Here is an 18,604-nt window from a genome sequence, read left to right on the forward strand (position 1 = left end):
TCAGGCGGAGGCCGGCAGCAGCACCCGGAACCGGCACCCCGCCGCAGGCGCCGAGGTCGTCCCGACGTTCTCGACCGCGACCCGGCCGTGGTGCGCCTCGACGATGCCCTTGACGATCGCGAGGCCGAGGCCCGCGCGGGAGGTGTGGACGTCCTGCAGCGGGTCGTCGGGCGTACGCGCGCTGGTGCCGCGGTAGCCCACGTCGAAGAGTCGCTCGCGTGCCTCGTCGGGGATGCCCGCGCAGCCGTCGGTCACGGACAGCTCGACGCCGCCGTCGACCGGTCGGGCGGTGACGTGCACGGTGCCGTCGGCCGGGGTGTGCCGGATGCCGTTGACGATCAGGTTGGCCAGCACGCGTGAGAGGCCGGCCGGGTCGGCGGCGACCTGCAGGCCGTGCGGGACCTCTCCGCCCAGCGTGATGCGGCGGGCACGCGCCACCGGGTCGGCGGCGGCGATCGCCTCGCTCACCAGGTCGCCCACGACGATCGGCTGCGGCTCGACGACGAGCTGGCCGGCATGGATGCGGGAGAGCTCGAAGAGGTCGTCGACCATCTGCACCATCCGGTCGACCTCGCCGCGGATCTGGCGGTGGTAGCGCGCCGGGTCGGTGGCGATCGAGTCCTCCAGCGCCTCGGCCATCACGCGGATCCCGGCCAGCGGCGTACGCAGGTCGTGGGACACCCACGAGACCAGCTCGCGGCGCGACTCCTCCAGCCGGTGCTCGCGCTCGCGTGCGTCGGCCAGGCGCTGGTGGGCTGCGGCCAGCTCCTCGGACAGCTCGCGGAACTCGGCCGGGCCACGTCCGGCGGCGACCACCGTCTCGCCCGCGCCCACCCGGCGTACGTCCTCGCGCAAGGCCCGCGACCACCGCACGAGGGCGGTGGACAGCACGAGCGCGACGACCAGCGAGACGCCGGCGGCCGCGCTCGTGACGATCAGCACGACGGAGCGGTCGTGGTCGGAGATGAGCATGCGCCGTGAGATCACCTGCACGGCGACCAGCACGGTGAGGGTGGTGACGGCGCCGACGACGGCGAGCAGCCAGTGGAGGGAGCGCTGCCGGAGGGTCCAGCCGGCCAGCAGTCCCAGCACCCCGACGGCCAGGCCGCTGCCGATGGCCACGGCCCAGATCTCGGTGAGGTCGCTCATGTCGCCTCCTCGTCCGTGGCGGTGGGTTCCCAGCGGTAGCCGACTCCCCAGACGGTGAGGAGGCGGGTCGGCGTGGTCGGGTCGGTCTCGATCTTCTCGCGGAGCCGGCGGACGTGGACGGTGACGGTCGACTGGTCGCCGAAGGACCAGCCCCACACCTGCTGCAGCAGGTCGTCGCGCGAGAAGGCGATGCCGGGCCGGGTGACGAAGAAGGCCAGCAGGTCGAACTCCCTGCCGGTCAGCGGGGTCGCCGCGCCGCCGCGCGTCACGAGGCGCCGGTCGCGGTCGACCACGAGGTCGCCGTCCTCGATGACGGTCGGGGCGTCGGTGTCGACGCCGCCGGACGAGCGGCGCAGGATCGAGTCGACCCGCAGCACCAGCTCGCGCGGGCTGAACGGCTTGGTGACGTAGTCGTCGGCGCCGATCTCCAGGCCGACGACGCGGTCCTGCTCGGCCCCGAGGGCGGTGAGGAGGACGATCGGTACGTCGGACTGGCGCCGCAGCCGGCGGCACACCTCCAGCCCGTCGATGCCCGGCATCATCACGTCGAGCACGACCAGGTCGGTGCCGACCTCCCGCACCGCCTCCAGCGCACCGGCCCCGTCGACCGCCTCGTGCACGTCGTGGCCGGCGTTGCGGAGGTAGCCCACGACCACCTCGCGCACCGTGGCGTCGTCGTCGACCACCAGCACCTTCGCCATCCGACTCACTCCCCGGCCCGTGACCGGTGGGACCGGACGAACCCGGCGACCGCCACGACGACCACCACGATGGCACTGATCGCCCACCAGGTCGCGAGATAGGGGCGATCGAGCAGGGTCGGGTTGTCGGCCCGCGCACCGGCGCGGGTCAGGACCGGGATGGCCGCGATCGTCAGGGCGCCCCACACGACCAGGGCGATCGCGGCCGGAGCGCGCCACGCCGGGGGCACCAGGCGCGATCCCAGGAGGCACACCGCGATGACCACTCCGGAGATCACCGCGTCGTGCGCGACGACGCCCGCCCCGAGCCAGATGCCGACCTCGAGCCACTGGCCCGGGTCCTGGCGCGACAGCAGGAGCCAGGCGCCGTACGTCATCAGCGCCGCGCCGAGGGCGACGAGGACCGCACGCGTCCTCACGCCGACACCTCCAGCCGGGAGACCCACTTGGTCTGCAGCACGCCGGGCCGGTTGGGCGCGATGAGCCGGCAGGGGAAGCCGTGGTCGAGGGACAGCGGCTCGCCGGCGAGGTCGAGGGCGAGCAGGGTGCGGTCGTCACCGGCGAAGTTGGCCGGCAGGACCGTGCGCCGGAACGCGCCGGCCTGCTGGAGCGACGTGACGTCCACGTCGGCACCGGCCGTGGCCCCGGCTGCACGCAGCAGGTCGCTGACCCGGACGCCCGACCACGTGCCCTGCGCGCTCCAGCCCTCGACGCAGGCGATCGGCAGGTCGACCGTGTGCTGCGGTATCGCCCGCAGGTCGTCGTACGACCACGAGGTGGCGACGCCGCCGACGACCACCTCGAGCCGCCAGTCGGGCGCGGACGCCGACTCCACGACCCCGGCCGCCCGGGCGGACTTGTTGATCGGCACCCCGCCCGGCCCCTCGCCGGTGCGGGTGGCGAAGAGCGAGACCTGCCGCAGCCACGGGACCGTGCTGCCCGCGGTGGCGAGGACGGCGACGCCGGCGGCGGCGAACGACGTACGCACGAGGGCGCGGCGCGACAGGGCACCCGGCGCGGTCGCCGAGGCGCGGTCGTGGGTCGTGGCGTCGATGTCGGCGAGGAGGACGTCGCGGGTGATCGGCAGCTTCACGGCGATGTGCACGAGCAGCGCCCCGATCGCGACCCAGGCGAGGGCGTAGTGGGTGGTGCGGAAGGAGAAGGTGAGCCAGGGATACCACTGCGCCGCGTTGAGCACGCCGGTCGCGAGCTGGAAGATCGAGGCCGCGACGAGCAGGGCGATGGAGCCGCGCTCGAGGACGGTGAGGAGCAGCCTGCGCGGGTCGCGCAGCGGCACGGCCTCGAAGAGCTTCGGTAGCACCGACCACAGCTTCACCAGCAGCAGTGGGATCGCGGCGACACCCGAGATGACGTGCAGCCCCTGGGTGAGGCGGTAGCCCGAGCTGGGGCTGGTCGGGAACGGGATCGGGTGGGACGGCAGCTGGGCGTAGTGGCTGACCAGGCCGGTGACGAAGCAGATCCCGAAGGACAGGCCGAGCCACACGCCGACGCGGGCGGCCACCGCTGGGCTGCGCAGCCGCGAGGTGAAGGAGTCCGGCGTCGGTGCGGCCGGGCGGCTCACCACGACCCCTCCCCGAGGACGGCGGCGAAGCGGTCGCCGAGGCGGTGGACGGCGGGCGAGGAGAAGCCCGCGGCCGCGGCCGTGGCCGCGAGGTCGTCGACGCCGAGGGTGGCCCAGCGGAACGGACGGCTGCGCGATTCGGCGCTCTCGAGGACGGCCCAGGCCCGGACGGCACCGGTGCCGGGTGGCGCCACCTCGACCACCACCCGGCCCCCCGGAGCCAGGAGGCGCCGCACCCGGCGCAGCAGGGCGACGGGGTCGCCGCCGATGCCGATGTTGCCGTCGGCGAGGAGCGCGGTGTGCCAGCGGCCCTCGCCGGGCACCCGGTCGAAGACGTCGCGGCGTACGGCGGATCCGCCCCGGCGGCGGGTGAGCGCCACCGCCGCGTCCACCACGTCGATCCCGAGGGCGATGTGACCTGCCGTGCCCAGGGCCTCGGTCATCCGCCCGGGGCCGCACCCGATGTCGATCGTCGGGCCGACGCAGAGGCCGACCATGGCGCGGTCGACGACGTCCGCAGGGCGGGTCCAGAGGTCCGTGGGCAGCGCCAGCGGCTGCTCCGCGAGCCCGACGACCACCGTCGGCGAGCCGTGCAGCGCGCTGGCGAAGACCTCGCTGAAGGACTGGTCGCTCATCGCGCCACCGCCGTGGTCCGCCAGGCCCGGGCGAACCGGGTGTGCGGCCACCCGGCCGCCACCAGGTCGGCGTCGGCGACCGTGTCGACGTCGGTCATCGCGGGGACGTGCCCCACGCGGCAGCCGGCGAGCTCGAGGGCGGCGCGGGTGTCGACGTAGGTGGAGCTGGTCGACATCTCCACCTGCGCGACATGGCGTACGACCTCGGGGTCGCGGCGGGCCAACGCCCACCACCCGCCGTCGGTGGCCGGACCCAGGACGGCGTCGTGGTCGTCGAGCCCTTCCGCAGCGGCGGTGAGCGCGGCCGCGGTGACGTGGGGGGTGTCCATCCCGACCTGGACGACCGGTCCCGTGCCGGCGTCGCGGTGCGCCGCGACGAGGCGCTCGGCGAAGGTGTCCCCGCGCTGGGGGCTGACCGTCCAGCCCTCGAGCGCCGCCGAGATCGCCTCGTTGTCGACGGCGTCGCGCAGGTCGCCGGCCAGGCTCAGGTGGCCTTCCGCGCCCGCTGCGCGGCAGGCCTCGAGAGTGTCGAGCAGTGCGGCCGCGGCAAGGGAGGCGGCCGCGTCGTGGCCGATCCGGGCCCCGAGCCGGGTCTTCACCCGGCCGGGGACGGGCGCCTTGGCGACGATGAGGACCTTCACGCGAGGACCTTCGCGAAGTCGCGTGCGGTCCGGAGGGTGCCGGTCACCGAGCCGGAGACCTTCGACCGTGTGCCGGCGGCGCGCGGGTGGTAGTCCACGTCGTGCTCGCTGAGGCGCCACTCTGCGCGGGTGACCGCCTGCAGCAGCTCGACGGGATAGCCGAAGCGACGGTCCTGCAGGCCGAGGTCGAGCACCGCCTGCCGTCGGGCGACCCGCATCGGCGCGATGTCGTGGGCGTCCATCCCGATCCGGCGGCGCAGCCGGGCCGTGATCAGCGCGTTGCCGGCCCGGGCGTGCCAGGGCCAGACCCCGCGCGCCACCGGACGGCGGCGGCCGACGGCCATGTCGGCCCGCCCCGACGCGACCTCGTCGAGCAGCGGCAGGAGCTGGTCGGGATCGAAGGACCCGTCACCGTCCATCACCGCGACGTAGTCGGCGGTGGCCGCCTCGATCCCGGCGTGGACCGCGGCGCCGTAGCCGGGGGTGGTCTCGGTGACGACCCGGGCGCCCAGGCTGCGCGCGACATCCGCGGTGCCGTCGCGCGATCCGTTGTCGACGACGATCACGGAGAAGGCGTCGGGCACGCGGGGCAGCAGGTCGCGGAGGGCGGCTGCCTCGTCGCGACAGGGGAGGACGAGATCACAGGTGGGCACGTCCTCGACGCTAGTGAGCAGCGGCCCCGAACTCGATGGGTCACGTCCTTACGAAGTCGTGACGTGTGGCCGCAGGACGGGTCTCGCGCCGCCGCGTCCCTAGGCTGGCGGACATGACCGAGACGACTGCCGCGACGGCCGCCACGCACCGGCGGGCCGTCGTCGGACTGGTCGTCGCAGCGGTCGTCGTGACCGCGTCGTTCGTCGTCCCGCCGCTGTCCGGCTGGGACGTCGACGCGCGCAGCGACATGCTCGGGCTGCCGCCGACCCACGGCTTCGTCGACGCCAAGGTCGCGCCGGCCAGCCTGCTCGCCGTGCTCCTCGCCGTCCTCGGCGTATGGCGGGGTGAGGCGCTATCGCGCGCGCTGTCGTGGCGCGGCCTGCTGCTGACGTCGTACGTCGTGGGGCTGGCGTGGTTGCTCGCCCTCGCGCTGGTCGACGGCGAGTCGGGCCTCACGCGGGTGATGGCCAACCAGGAGGAGTACCTCGTCACGGCCCGGCAGGTCACCGACGTCCCCGCGCTGCTGGCGGGCTACGTCGACCGGATCCCGATGTCGAGCCCCGACAACTGGCCGATCCACGTCGCGGGCCATCCGCCGGGCGCGCTGCTCTTCCACGTCGCGCTGGTGCGGCTCGGCCTGGGGGGCGACCTGGTCGCGGCCCTGGTGGTGGTCACGATCGCAGCGACCGTCCCGCTCGCGACGATGACCACCGTGCGGGTGCTCGACGCCGAGCGGCTGGCCCGGCTGGCGGCGCCCTTCCTGGTGCTCAGCCCGGCGGCGGTCTTCCTCGCCGTGTCCGCCGACGCCGTCTTCGCGGCTGTCGGGGCGTGGGGGCTGGCGGCGCTGGCGCTGGCCGCGACGGCACGTCGGCGGCGCGGGCTGCTGGGGTGGGGCGTGCTGGCCGGACTGCTGCTGGGCTGGTGCGTGATGAGCTCCTACGGCCTGCCGCTGCTGGGGATCCTGGCGCTCACCGTGCTCTGGCTCGCCCGCTCCTGGTGGCCCCTGCCCGTCGCCGCGCTGGCTGCGCTCGCCGTGGTGCTGGCGTTCGCCGCCTCCGGCTTCGCGTGGTGGGAGGCCTATCCGGTGCTGGTCGACCGCTACTGGGACGGCATCGGGTCGTCGCGCCCGGCGGCGTACTGGATGTGGGGCAACCTGGGCGCCCTGCTCGTCTCGGGCGGGCCCCTGCTCGGCGCGGGGCTCGCGGTCGCCGCCCGTCGGCACGGCGGCGAGGCGCGTACCGTCGCGCTGCTCGCCGGAGCCGCCGCCCTGACCGTCGCCGTCGCCGACCTCAGCCAGATGTCGAAGGCCGAGGTGGAGCGGATCTGGCTGCCGTTCGTGCCGTGGCTGACGCTGTCGCTCGCGCTGCTTCCGGGCGGCTGGCGACGGTGGGGGCTGGGGCTGCAGGTGGCCACGGCGCTCGTGATGCAGCACCTCGTCTACACCTCGTGGTGAGTCGAGTGCGCTCGCGGTAGTGGTCGCCGCGGGGCTGCGCACTCGACTTCAGGCCCGCAGCGGCGCCGTGGCGAAGGCGCGCAGACCGTCGTCGGGGTGGACCGACGCGGTGAAGCCCAGCTCGCTCGTGGCCAGCGCGGGGGAGGCGACCACGTGGCGTACGTCGCCGGGGCGGAAGCCGCCGGTCACCTGCGGGGCGATCTCGCGACCCGTGCCCTCGGCCACCCGGGTGGCCACGTCGAGGATGGTCGCCGGCCGGCCGGAGCAGACGTTGTACGCCGAGAAGCGGGGCGTGCTCCCGGCGACCACCGACTCGAGGGCGAGCACGTTGGCGCGCGCCACGTCGTCGACGTGGACGAAGTCGCGCACCTGTCCGCCGTCCTCGTAGACCTGCGGTGCCTCACCCCGTTCGAGCGAGGAGCGGAACATCGCCGCGACACCGGAGTAGGGGGTGTCGCGCGGCATCATCGGGCCGTAGACGTTGTGGTAGCGCAGCGCCACCGCGGCCGCGCCGGCCTGCCGCACCCACGACGAGGCGTAGTGCTCCTGGGCGAGCTTGCTGGCGGCATAGCTGCTGCGTGGGTCGAGCCGCGCGTCCTCGGTGACCAGCGCCCACTCGAGGGGGCGGTCGCAGGTGGGGCAGTGGTTCTCGAAGTCCCCGCCCTCGAGCGCGGCCACCTCGCGCGGCGGCGGCTGCTGGTCGCCGTGCTCGGGGCAGGTGTAGCGGCCCTCGCCGTAGACGACCATCGACGAGGCGAGGACCAGCCGGTCGAGGCCTGCGTCGTGCATGGCCGCGAGCAGCGCCGCCGTACCGAGGTCGTTGTGGGACGCGTACGCCGGCAGGTCGCCGACGCGCACGCCCGCGCCGACCAGCGCGGCCTGGTGGCAGACGACGTCGATCCCGAGGAGCAGATCGGTCCACGCGGGTGAAACGGCGTCACGCACGTCGAGCAGGTGCACCCCGGCCGGCGCCGCGGTGCTGCCGTGGGCGTCACCACCGTGGGCGTTGGCGAGCATAAGGTCGACCCCGACGACCTCGTGGCCGGCGTCGGCCAGGGCCCGGTCGATGGCGCCGCCGATGAAGCCGGCGGCGCCGGTGAGCAGGACCCTCATCGGCGTTCCTCGATGCCGGGCACGTCGTAGGTCAGGTCGACGCCGTCCGACCACGTGCCGCAGGCGCAACCCTCGGGGTCGGGGAGGGCCTGGACGGCCGCGGTGAGCAGCGCGGTCAGCCGGTCGAGGTTGGCGCGGAAGAGCGCGAAGACCTGCTCCTGCCCGACGCCCTCGCCCGACTCGGCGCCGGCGTCCATGTCGGTGACCAGGGCGAGGGCGGCGTAGCACTGGCCCATCTCGCGGGCCAGCGCGGCTTCGGGGGCGCCGGTCATGTTGATGAGGTCCCAGCCCTGGCTCGCGTAGTGCCGCGACTCGGCGCGCGTGGAGAAGCGCGGCCCCTCGACGACGACCATCGTCGCGCCGACGCGGACGTCCGGGTCGGCCGCAGCGAGGGCCCTCGAGACCCCCGGGCAGTAGGGGTCGGCGAACGGGAGGTGCACGGCGCCGGACTCCACGAAGGACCCGACCCGGCGGTGCGTGCGGTCGACGAGCTGGTCGGGGACGACGAGGTCTCCGGGGGCGACGGTGTCGCGGAGTCCGCCGACCGCGCACGGCGCCAGCACCTGGCGTACGCCGAGGGAGCGCAGCGCCCACGCGTTGGCGCGGTAGGGGATCCCGTGCGGCGGGTGGTCGTGGTGGCGGCCGTGGCGGGGGAGGAAGGCGACCCGGCGTCCGGCCACCTCGGCGATGGCGATCGGCGCCGACGGGTCGCCGTACGGCGTGGGGATCGTGTGCTCGGTCGCGTCCGGGAGGAAGGCGTAGAAGCCGGACCCGCCGATGACGGCGACGTCGGCGCGCGGCTGGGTCGGTGCTGGTGCCGAGGAGTGGCTCACCCGGTCGAAACTAGCGCGACCCGGCAGGGCGTACCTGCCGGGTCGCGCGTTGTTCCTCGGTCCGTAAGAACTCAGTCCTCCGAGGAGGCCGAGCCCTCCTTGCCCTTGATCAGGTCCATCACCGTCGAGTCGGCGAGGGTGGTCACGTCACCGACCTCGCGGTGCTCGGCGACGTCCTTGAGCAGGCGGCGCATGATCTTGCCGGAGCGGGTCTTGGGCAGCTCGGGCACGATCATGATCTGCCGCGGCTTGGCGATCGCGCCGATCTCCTTCTGCACGTGCTTGCGCAGCTCCTCGACGATGTCGTCGCCGCCGTCGCCCGCGGAGTCGCGGAGGATGACGAAGGCGCAGACGGCCTGGCCGGTCATCTCGTCGGCGGCACCGACCACGGCCGCCTCGGCGACCTTGGGGTGCGAGACCAGCGCCGACTCGATCTCGGTGGTGGAGAGGCGGTGGCCCGACACGTTCATCACGTCGTCGACCCGGCCGAGCAGCCAGATGTCTCCGTCGTCGTCGAGCTTGGCGCCGTCGCCGGCGAAGTAGAGGCCCTCCCAGCGCGACCAGTAGGTGTCCTTGAACCGCTGGTCGTCGCCCCAGATGGTGCGGAGCATGGCGGGCCACGGCTCGCGGATCACGAGGTAACCGCCGTTGCCGTTGCCGACCGGCTCCGCCTCGTCGTTGACGATGTCGATCGCCACGCCCGGCAGCGCCTTCATGGCCGAGCCCGGCTTGCCCGCGGTGACCCCGGGCAGGGGGCTGATCAGGATCTGGCCGGTCTCGGTCTGCCACCAGGTGTCGACGATCGGGCAGCGTTCGCCGCCGATGACCTCGCGGTACCAGATGTAGGCCTCCGGGTTGATCGACTCACCGACCGAGCCGAGCAGGCGCAGCGACGACAGGTCGTAGCCGTCGGGGATCTCGCGACCCTGCTTCATGAAGGTCCGGATCGCGGTCGGGGCGGTGTAGAAGATCGAGACCTTGTAGTCCTGGATGATCTGCCACCAACGGCCCTTCTCGGGCGTGCCCTCGTACATCACCTGCGTCGCGCCGTTGGCGAGCGGGCCGTAGGCCATGTAGGAGTGGCCGGTCACCCAGCCGACGTCGGCGGTGCACCAGTAGACGTCGTCGTCCTTGAGGTCGAAGACCGACCAGTGGGTGTACGACGTCCCGGTGAGGTAGCCGCCGGTCGTGTGCAGGATGCCCTTGGGCTTGCCGGTGGTGCCGGAGGTGTACATGACGTAGAGCGGGTGCTCGGAGTCGTGCATCTCGGCCTCGTGCTCGGCCGACGCGCCGTCGACGGCGTCGTGCCACCACACGTCGCGCTCGTCGTTCCACTCCACGTCCTGGCTCGTACGGCGTACGACGAGGACGTGGCGGACGAGGTCGCCGGTCTTCGCCACGGCCTCGTCGACCGCGGGCTTGAGCGCGCTGGCCGCGCCGCGGCGATAGCCACCGTCGGCGGTGATGACCACGTGGGCCTCGCAGTCGGTGATGCGCGAGGCGAGGGCGTCGGCGGAGAAGCCCCCGAACACGACGGTGTGCGGGGCACCGAGGCGGGCGCAGGCGAGCATGGCGACGACGACCTCGGGGATCATCGGCATGTAGATCGCGACGCGGTCACCCTTCTTCACGCCGAGCTCGGTGAGGGCGTTGGCCGCCTTCGACACGAGGTCCTTGAGGTCGGCGTAGGTGATGTCGCGGGTGTCATCAGTCGGCTCGCCGACCCAGTGGATGGCGACCTTGTCGCCGTTGCCGGCGTCGACGTGGCGGTCCACGCAGTTGACCGAGGCGTTGAGGGTGCCGCCGACGAACCACTGGGCGAACGGCGGGTTGGACCAGTCGAGGACCTGGTCCCACTTCCGGCCCCAGTCCAGGCGGTCGGCGGCCGCGGCCCAGAAGGCCTCGCGGTCGGAGTCGGCGCGTGCGTAGGCCTCCTCCTTGACGTTGGCGTCGGCGGCCAGCGCGGCCGGGGGCTCGAACGTCCGGTCCTCACGGGACAGGTTGGACAGGGTCTGCTCGGACAAGGCTTCTCCTCAGGGACGGCTGCAGCTCAAGTTACTCGTGGCGCCTCGGTTTCGACACGCTCGCTTCGCTCGCTGCTCAACCAGCGGCGACCTGGATCGTTTCGCTCGCTGATCGACCAGCGGCGTCGAGCCCGGGGCACGGACCTGGCGGCCGCTGGTTGAGCAGGGCCGCCAGGCCCGTGTCGAAACCGAGGTGGATCAGTGGTGCGTGGCGCCCTCGGCGCCCGCGCCGGTCAGCGCGCGGACCTCGAGCTCGGTGAAGCGGTCCTCCGCCGAAGGCTCCTTGCTCGTGATGGTCCCGATGTAGCCGAGCAGGAAGCCCAGCGGGATCGACACGATGCCCGGGTTGTTGAGCGGGAAGATCGCGAAGTCCGAGTCGGGGAACATCGAGGTGGGCAGGCCCGACATGACGGGCGACAGCAGCACCAGGCCGACGGCGGAGATGAGGCCGCCGTAGATGCTCCACGTGGCACCACGGGTGTTGAAGCGACGCCAGAACATGTTGTAGATGATCGCCGGCAGGTTCGCCGACGCCGCCACCGCGAAGGCCAGGGCCACGAGGAAGGCGATGTTGAGGCGCTGCGCCGGGATGGAGAGCACGATCGCGACGGCACCGATGCCGAAGGCCGCGATGCGGGCGACCCGCACCTCGTCCTTCTCGCTGACCACCTGGTCCTTCTTGAGCACGCCCTTGTAGAGGTCGTGCGCCACGGAGGACGAGCTGGCCAGGGTCAGGCCGGCGACCACCGCGAGGATCGTGGCGAAGGCGACCGCGGCGATGAGGGCGAGCAGGATGGCGCCGCCCGTGGAACCCTCGCCGCCACCGACGGCCTCGGCGAGGAGCGGGGAGGCGAGGTTCTGGTTGCCACCCGCCGCCGGGTCGACGACGTCGCGGTCGAGCAGGGCTGCGGCTCCGAAGCCGAGGATCAGCGTCATCAGGTAGAACGCGCCGATCAGGCCGATCGCCCACAGCACCGACTTGCGCGCGTCACGCGCGGTCGGGACGGTGTAGAAGCGGATCAGGATGTGCGGCAGGCCCGCGGTGCCGAGCACGAGGGCCAGGCCGAGGGACAGGAAGTCGATCTGCGACGTCAGCGTGCTGCCGTACTGCAGGCCGGGCTGCAGGAACGCGTCGCCCTTGCCCGAGTTCTCCGCGGCCGCGCCGAGCAGCGACGACAGGTTGAAGTTGAACTCCGCGAGCACCAGCACCACGATCAGCGCCGAGCCGAGCATCAGGAGCACGGCCTTGACGATCTGGACGTAGGTCGTGCCCTTCATGCCGCCGACGACGACGTAGAAGATCATCAGGATGCCGACGCCGATGATGGTGATGTTCTTGATGGCCTCGCTCTCGACACCGAGCAGCAGTGCCACGAGCGTGCCGGCGCCGACCATCTGGGCGAGCAGGTAGAAGATCGAGACGACGACCGTCGAGACCGACGCCGCGGTGCGGACCTTGCGCTGGTTCATCCGGAACGCGAGCTGGTCGGCCATCGTGTAGCGACCGGCGTTGCGGAGCATCTCGGCGACGAGGAGCAGGGCGACGAGCCACGCGACCAGGAAGCCGATGGAGTAGAGGAAGCCGTCGTAGCCGTAGACGGCGATGGCACCGGAGATGCCGAGGAAGGAGGCGGCCGACATGTAGTCGCCGCCGATGGCCAGGCCGTTCTGGAAGCCGGAGAAGGAACGACCGCCGGAGTAGAAGTCGGTGGCCGTCTTGGTCTGGCGGCTCGCCCAGAAGGTGATGCCGATCGTCAGGGCGACGACGGAGAGGAAGAGGAACGTGGTGAGGAACTGGTCGCTCATGCCTGGCCTCGCTTCGAGTCGGTGCCGGCCTGGTCGCGGTAGGACTGCTCGAGGTTGCGCGCCAACGGGTCGAGCTTGGCGTTCGAGAAGCGGCTGTAGGCGTACGCGAGGCCGAAGGTGGTCACGAACTGGAGGAGCCCGAAGACCAGCGCCACGTTGATGTTGCCCGCGAGCTTGATGGCCATGAAGTCGCCCGCCCAGTTCGACATGGCGACGTAGAGCAGGTACCAGGCCAGGAAGGCCACGGTGGCCGGGATGACGAAGCCGCGGTAGCGCTTCCTCAGCTCGATGAACTCACTGGATTCGTGCAGCCGGTCATAGACCGGATCATGGCGCGCGGCCTGGTCGGTTGCCTCGGAAGTCACGGCTTCGTCCTCTCGCACAGTGGCTGTCGACCACATCGGTGTGATCGCCGTCACCGTGGCACCCGTCACACGCCGCGGGGGAGGGGCGCGTGCGGGCCCGTCGGTCGGTGGGCACGCTCGCGCGCTCAGCGGTCGGTGGCGTACGACGAGCGGTCACCTCGGTTTCGACACGCTCGCTGCGCTCGCTGCTCAACCAGCGGTACGTCGCTGCGCTCGCTGCTCAACCAGCGGTACGTCGCCCCGGGTGCGGGCGCCGCAACGTGTCCGGCAGCAGCTGCGCCCCGGGGCCGTCCTCACCGTGGACGTCGGCCGGGTTGGAGAAGGCGCAGCTGCGCAGGCTCAGGCACCCGCACCCGATGCAGCCGTCCAGGCCGCCCTTGAGCCGCTCGAGCGCGGCGATCTGGTCGTCGAGCCGCTGCCGCCAGTGCTGGGAGATGCGGTGCCAGTCGGCCTTGGTGGGGGTGCGGTTGCCGGGCAGCCGCGCCAGCTCGTCGCGGATCTCCTCGATCGTGAGCCCGACGTTGGACGCGGCCCGGATGAAGGCGAGCCGGCGGAGCACGCCGCGCTCGAACCGCCGCTGGCCGCCACCCGAACGGTGCGCTGTGATCAGGCCCTCGGACTCGTAGTAGCGGATCGCCGACGCCGCGAAGCCGCTGCGGCTGGAGATCTCGCCCATCGGGAGCAGGTCGCGGGAATCCATCCTCACCCCAAAAGTGTCCGGCCCTTGAACTCAAGTTCACTTCAACTTGAACCATGGTGACATGGACACCAACGCCGAAGCACGGGTGGCACTCGTCACCGGAGGATCGACCGGGCTGGGCCTGGCGCTGACACGGGGCCTCGCGGCCGACGGGTGGCAGGTCATCACCGACGGGCGCAGCGAGGAGAAGTTCAAGGAGGCGGACCTGCCCGACGGCGTCACCGTCGTCGTCGGCGACCTGACGGATGCCGACCACCGGGCGCGGCTCCGGGCAGACGTCGAGGGGCGGGGGAGGCTCGACCTGCTGGTCCACAACGCCAGCACCCTCGGTCCGCTGCCGATGCGTCCCCTGGCGGAGGTCGACATCACCGACCTCCAGCACGTCTGGCGCACCAACATCGGCGGCCCGCTGGTCCTCACCTCGGCGCTCCTGCCGTGGCTGCGCGCCGCGGACGGCGTACTGCTCTCGATCAGCTCCGACGCCGCCGTCCACCACTACGGGACCTGGGGCCTCTACGGAGCGAGCAAGGCCGCGCTGGACCACGTCACGCTGACCTACGGCGAGGAGACCGGACTGACGGCGTACGCCGTGGACCCGGGCGACATGCGCACCGCGATGCACCAGGACGCCTTCCCCGGCGAGGACATCTCCGACCGACCCCTCCCCGAGGCGGTCGTCCCGCGCCTGCTCTCGCTGCTGGCCGCCCGCCCCGCGTCCGGGCGCTACCGGGCGGAGGACCTCGGATGACCGCCCTCGCCGAGACGCCGCACACGCACTTCACCGCGTCGGCCTTCGCCCCGCGGCCCGCGGAGGAGCGGGGACTCGCGCGCGACGAGGTGCGCCTGCTGGTCGGCACCCCCGACGGCCTGGAGCACGCCCGGTTCCGCGACCTGCCCGACCACCTCCGCGCGGGCGACGTGCTCGTCGTCAACACGTCCGCCACCGTGCCCGCCGAGGTCGACGCCGTGCTGGACGGCAGGCCCGTCGTCCTCCACGTCGCGCACGCACTGGACGACGGCGACCGGGTGGTCGAGCTGCGGACCGCGCCCGACGCGGCGCGCGCCCTGCTGGACGCGTCGACGGGAGCCGCCGTCAGCGTCGGCGACGTACGACTGGTGCTGAGGTCGCCGTGGCCGGACGCGCGGCCGTCGTCGCCCACGGGCGAGGGCAACCGGCTCTGGCGGGCCTCCGTCCGCGGCGACCTCGACCGGCAGCTCGACCGGGACGGACGCCCGATCGCCTACGGCTACCTCGACCGTCGCTACCCGATCAGCGCCTACCAGACCGTCTTCGGCACGCGCCCCGGCAGCGCCGAGATGGCGTCGGCCGGGCGACCGTTCACCCACGAGCTCGTCACCCGGCTCGTCACGGCGGGCGTCCAGATCGCCCCGATCACGCTGCACACCGGTGTCTCCTCGCAGGAGGCCGGCGAGGCGCCGGGGCCGGAGTGGTTCGAGGTGCCGCCGTCGAGCGCTCGCACCATCAACACCGCCCGCGCGGCCGGCGGCCGCGTCATCGCCGTGGGCACGACCGCCACCCGCGCGGTCGAGTCGACCGTCCGGGGTGGGCACGTCGTCGCCGGCCGTGGCTGGACCTCCCGCGTCATCACGCCCGGCGACCCGCCGTGCGTGGTCGACGGGCTGGTCACCGGCTGGCACGACCCGATGGCCTCGCACCTGCTGCTCGTCGAGGCGGTGGCCGGGCAGCGCCTGACCCAGGCGGCGTACGACGCGGCGGTGGCCGAGGGCTACCTCTGGCACGAGTTCGGCGACGCGGCGCTCCTGCTCCGTCGCTGAGCCGCGGCACACCCGCGAGGCTGGGGCGCCGCGGGCGCCATCGCTGGGACCCTCTGCGGTGTGGACGAGACGAGCACGAGGCGCGACGCTGCCCGGACCCTGGCGACCTGGTGGGTCGTGCTGCTGCTCGGGGTGCTGGCGGTGGGCTGGCTGATCACCCAGCCGCTGGAGTCCACCGTCGACCCGTGGGACGACAGCGTCGAGCGCTGGATCGCGGAGCGTCGTACGCCCGGCCTCGACACGGCCGCCGCCTGGGGCAGCCACCTCGCGGACACGATCGTCGGCGTGGCCCTGGCGGCGGTGATCGCCGTGGTGGCGTGGCGCAAGCAGGGGACGAGGCGGCCGCTCGTCTACTACGGCGTGCTGGTCGTCGGGACGCTGGCGCTCTACCTCGTGGTCACCGCCCTCATCACCCGCGACCGGCCGCCGGTCGAGATCCTCGACCCCGGCCTGGTCCCGGACCACAGCTTCCCGTCGGGCCACGTGGCCACCTCGATCGTGGTCTACGCCGCCACCGCGGTCTTCCTGGCGCGGACCGTGCCCGGCGCCAGCCGTTGGGTGTGGCCGCTCTACCTCGTCCCGGTCGTGGTCGTCCCGTCCCGGCTCTACGAAGGCGCCCACCACCCCACCGACGTGCTGACGAGCGTCGTGTTCGCGAGCGTGTGGGTGGCCGTGGTGGCCCGTGTGGTGCTTGCCCCCTCGCCGGAGCCTCGCGAGCCCTAGGATCGCTCCCATGACGGAGCAGCAGGCGCACCCGGCCGCCGCGCGCCGCTCACCGAGCATGGCGCAGGTGGCCGAGCGCGCAGGCGTCTCCCACCAGACCGTCTCGCGGGTCCTCAACGACGCCTCGCTCGTCAAGGAGGAGACCCGCATCCGGGTCCTCGCCGCGATCGAGGAGCTCGGTTACCGCCGCAACTTCGCTGCCCGCCTCCTCGCCACCAACCGGTCAAGGCGCATCGGGATGGTCACCGCCCACCTCGCGCTCCACGGCCCCAGCATGATCGCGCTCGCCGTCCAGGAGGCTGGACAGGCCCAGGGGTACGACGTCTCGCTGGTCGGGCTGCCCGAGTTCTCCTTCGAGGCCCTCCAGAACGCGGTCGACCGGTTGAGCGACCAGGCGGTCGAGGCCATCGTCGTGGCGGTGCCGCACAAGGACTCCGTGGAGATGACGCGGTCCCTGCAGCTCGGCATCCCGATCGTCATGGTGCAGGGCGTGGTCGCGGGGCAGCCGCTCACCGCCGGCATCGACCAGGAGGCCGGGGCGCGACGCGCCGTCGACCACCTCCTCGACCTCGGCCACCGCCGGGTCGCCCACGTGAGCGGTCCGTCCGAGTGGATCGAGGCCGACCACCGCGCGGCGGGCTGGCGGGCGGCGCACGAGGCGCGAGGCCTCCTGCCGGGTCCACTTCTCACGGGCGACTGGTCCTCGGCCAGCGGACACGCCGCCGGGCTGAGGATCGCCCAGGACCCGGACGTGACGGCCGTCTTCGCCGGCAACGACTTCATGGCCCTCGGTGTCCTGCACGCCCTGCACCAGAGCGGTCGCCGCGTGCCGGAGGACGTCAGCGTCGTCGGGTTCGACGACGTGCCGCAGGCGGAGTTCTACTGGCCTGCGCTCACGACCGTCGCCCAGGAGTTCTCCGAGCTGGGTCGTCGTGCCCTCGCCGTGGCGCTCGCTGCGGTGCGCGGAGATGCCGGCGCCACCGTCGACCTCATCGAGCCGACCCTGCTGGTCCGCGGCTCGACGGGCCCGCCCGCCCACTGACGGCCGTACGCCCCGCGAGCGGTCGTGCGCACGCTCACAACGGCGGGCCGCGGTAGCGCCCGTACGCCCTGTCCGCGAGCCCCGGGACCGGGGGGACACCGCTCGGCGCGCAGCAGACTGCGCCCCGCGCCGTCGTGGGCTGTGGCAGGGTGAGCGTTCACATCCGGGTGCGAGAAATGTTGGATCCGGGGGTTGACGTGACGGAATGTTAGCGCTCACACTCATGGCACGTGACACCGGTCACACAGGGCGAGACAGCCCGTTTCACTTGGAGGAGCACCCAGTGCTGAAGAAGACCTTGATCGCCGTCAGCGCGATCCCCCTGACCGCACTTTCCTTGACGGCGTGTGGCTCTGACTCGGCCGCGGACGGCAGCGCCTCCGAGGACGACGGCACGATCACCATGGGCTTCGCCCAGGTCGGCGCCGAGAGCGGCTGGCGCACCGCCAACACCAAGTCCATCCAGGAGACCGCCGAGGCCGAGGGCGTCGACCTCAAGTTCACCGACGCCCAGGGCAAGCAGGAGAACCAGATCCAGGCGATCCGCTCCTACATCCAGCAGAAGGTCGACGTCATCGCCTTCAGCCCGGTGGTCGAGACCGGTTTCGACGCCGTCCTCCAGGAGGCCAAGGCGGCCGGCATCCCGGTCATCCTCACCGACCGCGCCGTCGACGTGGACGACCCGTCGCTCTACGAGACCTTCCTCGGCTCCGACTTCGTCCTCGAGGGCGAGCGGGCGGGCGACTGGCTCGTCGAGAACGCCGCCGACTCCGACGTCAACGGCGACGGCACCGTCAACGTCGTCCAGCTCGAGGGCACCACGGGCGCCGCTCCCGCCATCGACCGCGCCGAGGGCTTCGCCGAGAAGATCGCCGCCGACGACACGATCGAGGTGACGGCGTCGCAGACCGGTGACTTCACGCGTGACGGTGGCAAGCAGGTCATGGAGTCCTTCCTGCAGTCCGACGACACCATCGACGTCGTCTTCGCCCACAACGACGACATGGGCCTCGGTGCCATCGAGGCGATCGAGGCCGCCGGCCTCACGCCCGGCGAGGACATCAAGATCATCACGATCGACGCGGTGAAGGACGGCATGACCGCGCTCGCCGAGGGCAAGATCAACTACATCGTCGAGTGCAACCCGCTCCTCGGGCCGCAGCTGATGGACCTTGCCAAGAAGGTGCTCGCCGGCGAAGAGGTCCCCGAGCGCGTCGTCACCGAGGAAGGTGCCTTCGACCAGGAGCAGGCCAAGGCCGCCCTGCCCGACCGCCAGTACTGAGTCGCAGCAGTCACTCGGGTGACGACGCCGCTCCCCCCACGCACCGGGCCCGACCGGCCACCCCGGCCGGGCCCGGTGATGCGGCCGCACCGACATGCACGGCA

The 18,604-nt window shown here is 72.7% G+C and carries 19 protein-coding genes; 6 read left to right on the forward strand and 13 right to left on the reverse strand.

What is annotated here, in order from left to right:
* From BM127_RS12225 to BM127_RS12255, 7 genes are read right to left on the reverse strand one after another with little or no spacing between them, the layout of a single operon-like run.
* On the reverse strand, positions 1-1,149 hold the full coding sequence (locus BM127_RS12225; protein ID WP_091198950.1) for a sensor histidine kinase: 1,149 nt from the start codon (positions 1,147-1,149) through the stop codon (positions 1-3).
* Positions 1,146-1,850: a response regulator transcription factor gene (locus BM127_RS12230; protein ID WP_091198951.1), complete on the reverse strand. Its 705-nt coding sequence runs from the start codon at positions 1,848-1,850 to the stop codon at positions 1,146-1,148. The genes BM127_RS12225 and BM127_RS12230 overlap by 4 nt, the downstream gene beginning before the upstream one ends.
* 5 nt (positions 1,851-1,855) lie before the next feature.
* A complete protein-coding gene (locus BM127_RS12235) occupies positions 1,856-2,269 on the reverse strand; it encodes a hypothetical protein (protein WP_091198952.1) in 414 nt (137 codons plus the stop codon).
* Entirely contained in the window at positions 2,266-3,432 is a 1,167-nt protein-coding gene (locus tag BM127_RS12240; RefSeq protein ID WP_231263428.1) for a molybdopterin-dependent oxidoreductase, read from the reverse strand. Before BM127_RS12240 ends, BM127_RS12235 begins: the two co-directional genes overlap by 4 nt.
* Positions 3,429-4,067, reverse strand: a complete 639-nt coding sequence (locus BM127_RS12245; RefSeq protein WP_175507387.1) for a methyltransferase domain-containing protein — start codon at positions 4,065-4,067, stop codon at positions 3,429-3,431. Before BM127_RS12245 ends, BM127_RS12240 begins: the two co-directional genes overlap by 4 nt.
* Positions 4,064-4,708 carry a TIGR04282 family arsenosugar biosynthesis glycosyltransferase gene (locus BM127_RS12250; protein ID WP_091198955.1) on the reverse strand — a complete coding sequence of 215 codons (645 nt, stop codon included), beginning with the start codon at positions 4,706-4,708 and terminating at the stop codon, positions 4,064-4,066. Before BM127_RS12250 ends, BM127_RS12245 begins: the two co-directional genes overlap by 4 nt.
* Entirely contained in the window at positions 4,705-5,361 is a 657-nt protein-coding gene (locus BM127_RS12255; RefSeq protein WP_091198956.1) for a glycosyltransferase family 2 protein, read from the reverse strand. The genes BM127_RS12250 and BM127_RS12255 overlap by 4 nt, the downstream gene beginning before the upstream one ends.
* 113 nt (positions 5,362-5,474) lie before the next feature.
* Here BM127_RS12255 and BM127_RS12260 point away from each other — a divergent pair, with 113 nt between their 5' ends.
* Positions 5,475-6,815, forward strand: a complete 1,341-nt coding sequence (locus BM127_RS12260) for a hypothetical protein (protein ID WP_091198957.1) — start codon at positions 5,475-5,477, stop codon at positions 6,813-6,815.
* Positions 6,816-6,863: 48 nt separating this feature from the next.
* On the opposite strand, the gene BM127_RS12265 is transcribed toward BM127_RS12260, so the two are convergent.
* The 6 genes from BM127_RS12265 to soxR all read right to left on the reverse strand — a co-directional run bounded on the left by BM127_RS12265 (position 6,864) and on the right by soxR (position 13,656).
* Complete coding sequence (locus BM127_RS12265) at positions 6,864-7,928, reverse strand: NAD-dependent epimerase/dehydratase family protein (protein WP_091198958.1); 1,065 nt, start codon at positions 7,926-7,928, stop codon at positions 6,864-6,866.
* Positions 7,925-8,761, reverse strand: coding sequence for an S-methyl-5'-thioadenosine phosphorylase (locus tag BM127_RS12270; protein ID WP_091198959.1), 837 nt, complete (start codon positions 8,759-8,761; stop codon positions 7,925-7,927). The genes BM127_RS12265 and BM127_RS12270 overlap by 4 nt, the downstream gene beginning before the upstream one ends.
* Positions 8,762-8,832: 71 nt before the next feature.
* Positions 8,833-10,785, reverse strand: coding sequence for an acetate--CoA ligase (acs, locus tag BM127_RS12275; protein WP_091198960.1), 1,953 nt, complete (start codon positions 10,783-10,785; stop codon positions 8,833-8,835).
* Between the two features lie 198 nt (positions 10,786-10,983).
* Positions 10,984-12,591, reverse strand: coding sequence for a solute symporter family protein (locus tag BM127_RS12280; protein WP_091198961.1), 1,608 nt, complete (start codon positions 12,589-12,591; stop codon positions 10,984-10,986).
* Positions 12,588-12,956, reverse strand: a complete 369-nt coding sequence (locus tag BM127_RS12285) for a DUF485 domain-containing protein (RefSeq protein ID WP_231263427.1) — start codon at positions 12,954-12,956, stop codon at positions 12,588-12,590. The genes BM127_RS12280 and BM127_RS12285 overlap by 4 nt, the downstream gene beginning before the upstream one ends.
* Before the next feature lie 220 nt (positions 12,957-13,176).
* On the reverse strand, positions 13,177-13,656 hold the full coding sequence (soxR, locus tag BM127_RS12290) for a redox-sensitive transcriptional activator SoxR (RefSeq protein ID WP_091198962.1): 480 nt from the start codon (positions 13,654-13,656) through the stop codon (positions 13,177-13,179).
* A 61-nt stretch (positions 13,657-13,717) separates the two neighbouring features.
* Between soxR and BM127_RS12295 the strand changes: the two genes are divergently transcribed.
* From BM127_RS12295 to BM127_RS12315, 5 genes are all read left to right on the forward strand, one after another.
* Complete coding sequence (locus BM127_RS12295; RefSeq protein ID WP_091198963.1) at positions 13,718-14,404, forward strand: SDR family NAD(P)-dependent oxidoreductase; 687 nt, start codon at positions 13,718-13,720, stop codon at positions 14,402-14,404.
* Complete coding sequence (locus BM127_RS12300; RefSeq protein WP_091198964.1) at positions 14,401-15,453, forward strand: S-adenosylmethionine:tRNA ribosyltransferase-isomerase; 1,053 nt, start codon at positions 14,401-14,403, stop codon at positions 15,451-15,453. Before BM127_RS12295 ends, BM127_RS12300 begins: the two co-directional genes overlap by 4 nt.
* Positions 15,454-15,513: 60 nt before the next feature.
* The gene (locus BM127_RS12305; protein WP_157829598.1) at positions 15,514-16,176 is read left to right on the forward strand and encodes a phosphatase PAP2 family protein; all 663 of its coding nucleotides are present in this window, start codon (positions 15,514-15,516) and stop codon (positions 16,174-16,176) included.
* 10 nt (positions 16,177-16,186) lie between these two features.
* Positions 16,187-17,218: a LacI family DNA-binding transcriptional regulator gene (locus BM127_RS12310; RefSeq protein WP_091198966.1), complete on the forward strand. Its 1,032-nt coding sequence runs from the start codon at positions 16,187-16,189 to the stop codon at positions 17,216-17,218.
* A 283-nt stretch (positions 17,219-17,501) separates the two neighbouring features.
* Positions 17,502-18,500 (forward strand): ABC transporter substrate-binding protein, encoded by a 999-nt coding sequence (locus BM127_RS12315; RefSeq protein WP_091198967.1) that lies wholly within the window; start codon positions 17,502-17,504, stop codon positions 18,498-18,500.
* The last annotated feature ends 104 nt before the right edge of the window (positions 18,501-18,604 follow it).

Origin of the sequence: Nocardioides alpinus (genome assembly GCF_900112035.1) — a bacterium.
Taxonomy (GTDB): Bacteria; Actinomycetota; Actinomycetes; order Propionibacteriales; family Nocardioidaceae; genus Nocardioides; species Nocardioides alpinus.

Bases quoted from the DNA above. Each gene is read 5' to 3' on its own strand.
- BM127_RS12245 (WP_175507387.1), bottom strand. From the start codon at position 4,067: ATGAGCGACCAGTCCTTCAGCGAGGTCTTCGCCAGCGCGCTGCACGGC.
- BM127_RS12225 (WP_091198950.1), bottom strand. From the start codon at position 1,149: ATGAGCGACCTCACCGAGATCTGGGCCGTGGCCATCGGCAGCGGCCTG.
- BM127_RS12230 (WP_091198951.1), bottom strand. From the start codon at position 1,850: ATGGCGAAGGTGCTGGTGGTCGACGACGACGCCACGGTGCGCGAGGTG.
- BM127_RS12310 (WP_091198966.1), top strand. From the start codon at position 16,187: ATGACGGAGCAGCAGGCGCACCCGGCCGCCGCGCGCCGCTCACCGAGC.
- BM127_RS12260 (WP_091198957.1), top strand. From the start codon at position 5,475: ATGACCGAGACGACTGCCGCGACGGCCGCCACGCACCGGCGGGCCGTC.
- BM127_RS12280 (WP_091198961.1), bottom strand. From the start codon at position 12,591: ATGAGCGACCAGTTCCTCACCACGTTCCTCTTCCTCTCCGTCGTCGCC.
- soxR (WP_091198962.1), bottom strand. From the start codon at position 13,656: ATGGATTCCCGCGACCTGCTCCCGATGGGCGAGATCTCCAGCCGCAGC.
- BM127_RS12295 (WP_091198963.1), top strand. From the start codon at position 13,718: ATGGACACCAACGCCGAAGCACGGGTGGCACTCGTCACCGGAGGATCG.
- BM127_RS12265 (WP_091198958.1), bottom strand. From the start codon at position 7,928: ATGAGGGTCCTGCTCACCGGCGCCGCCGGCTTCATCGGCGGCGCCATC.
- BM127_RS12300 (WP_091198964.1), top strand. From the start codon at position 14,401: ATGACCGCCCTCGCCGAGACGCCGCACACGCACTTCACCGCGTCGGCC.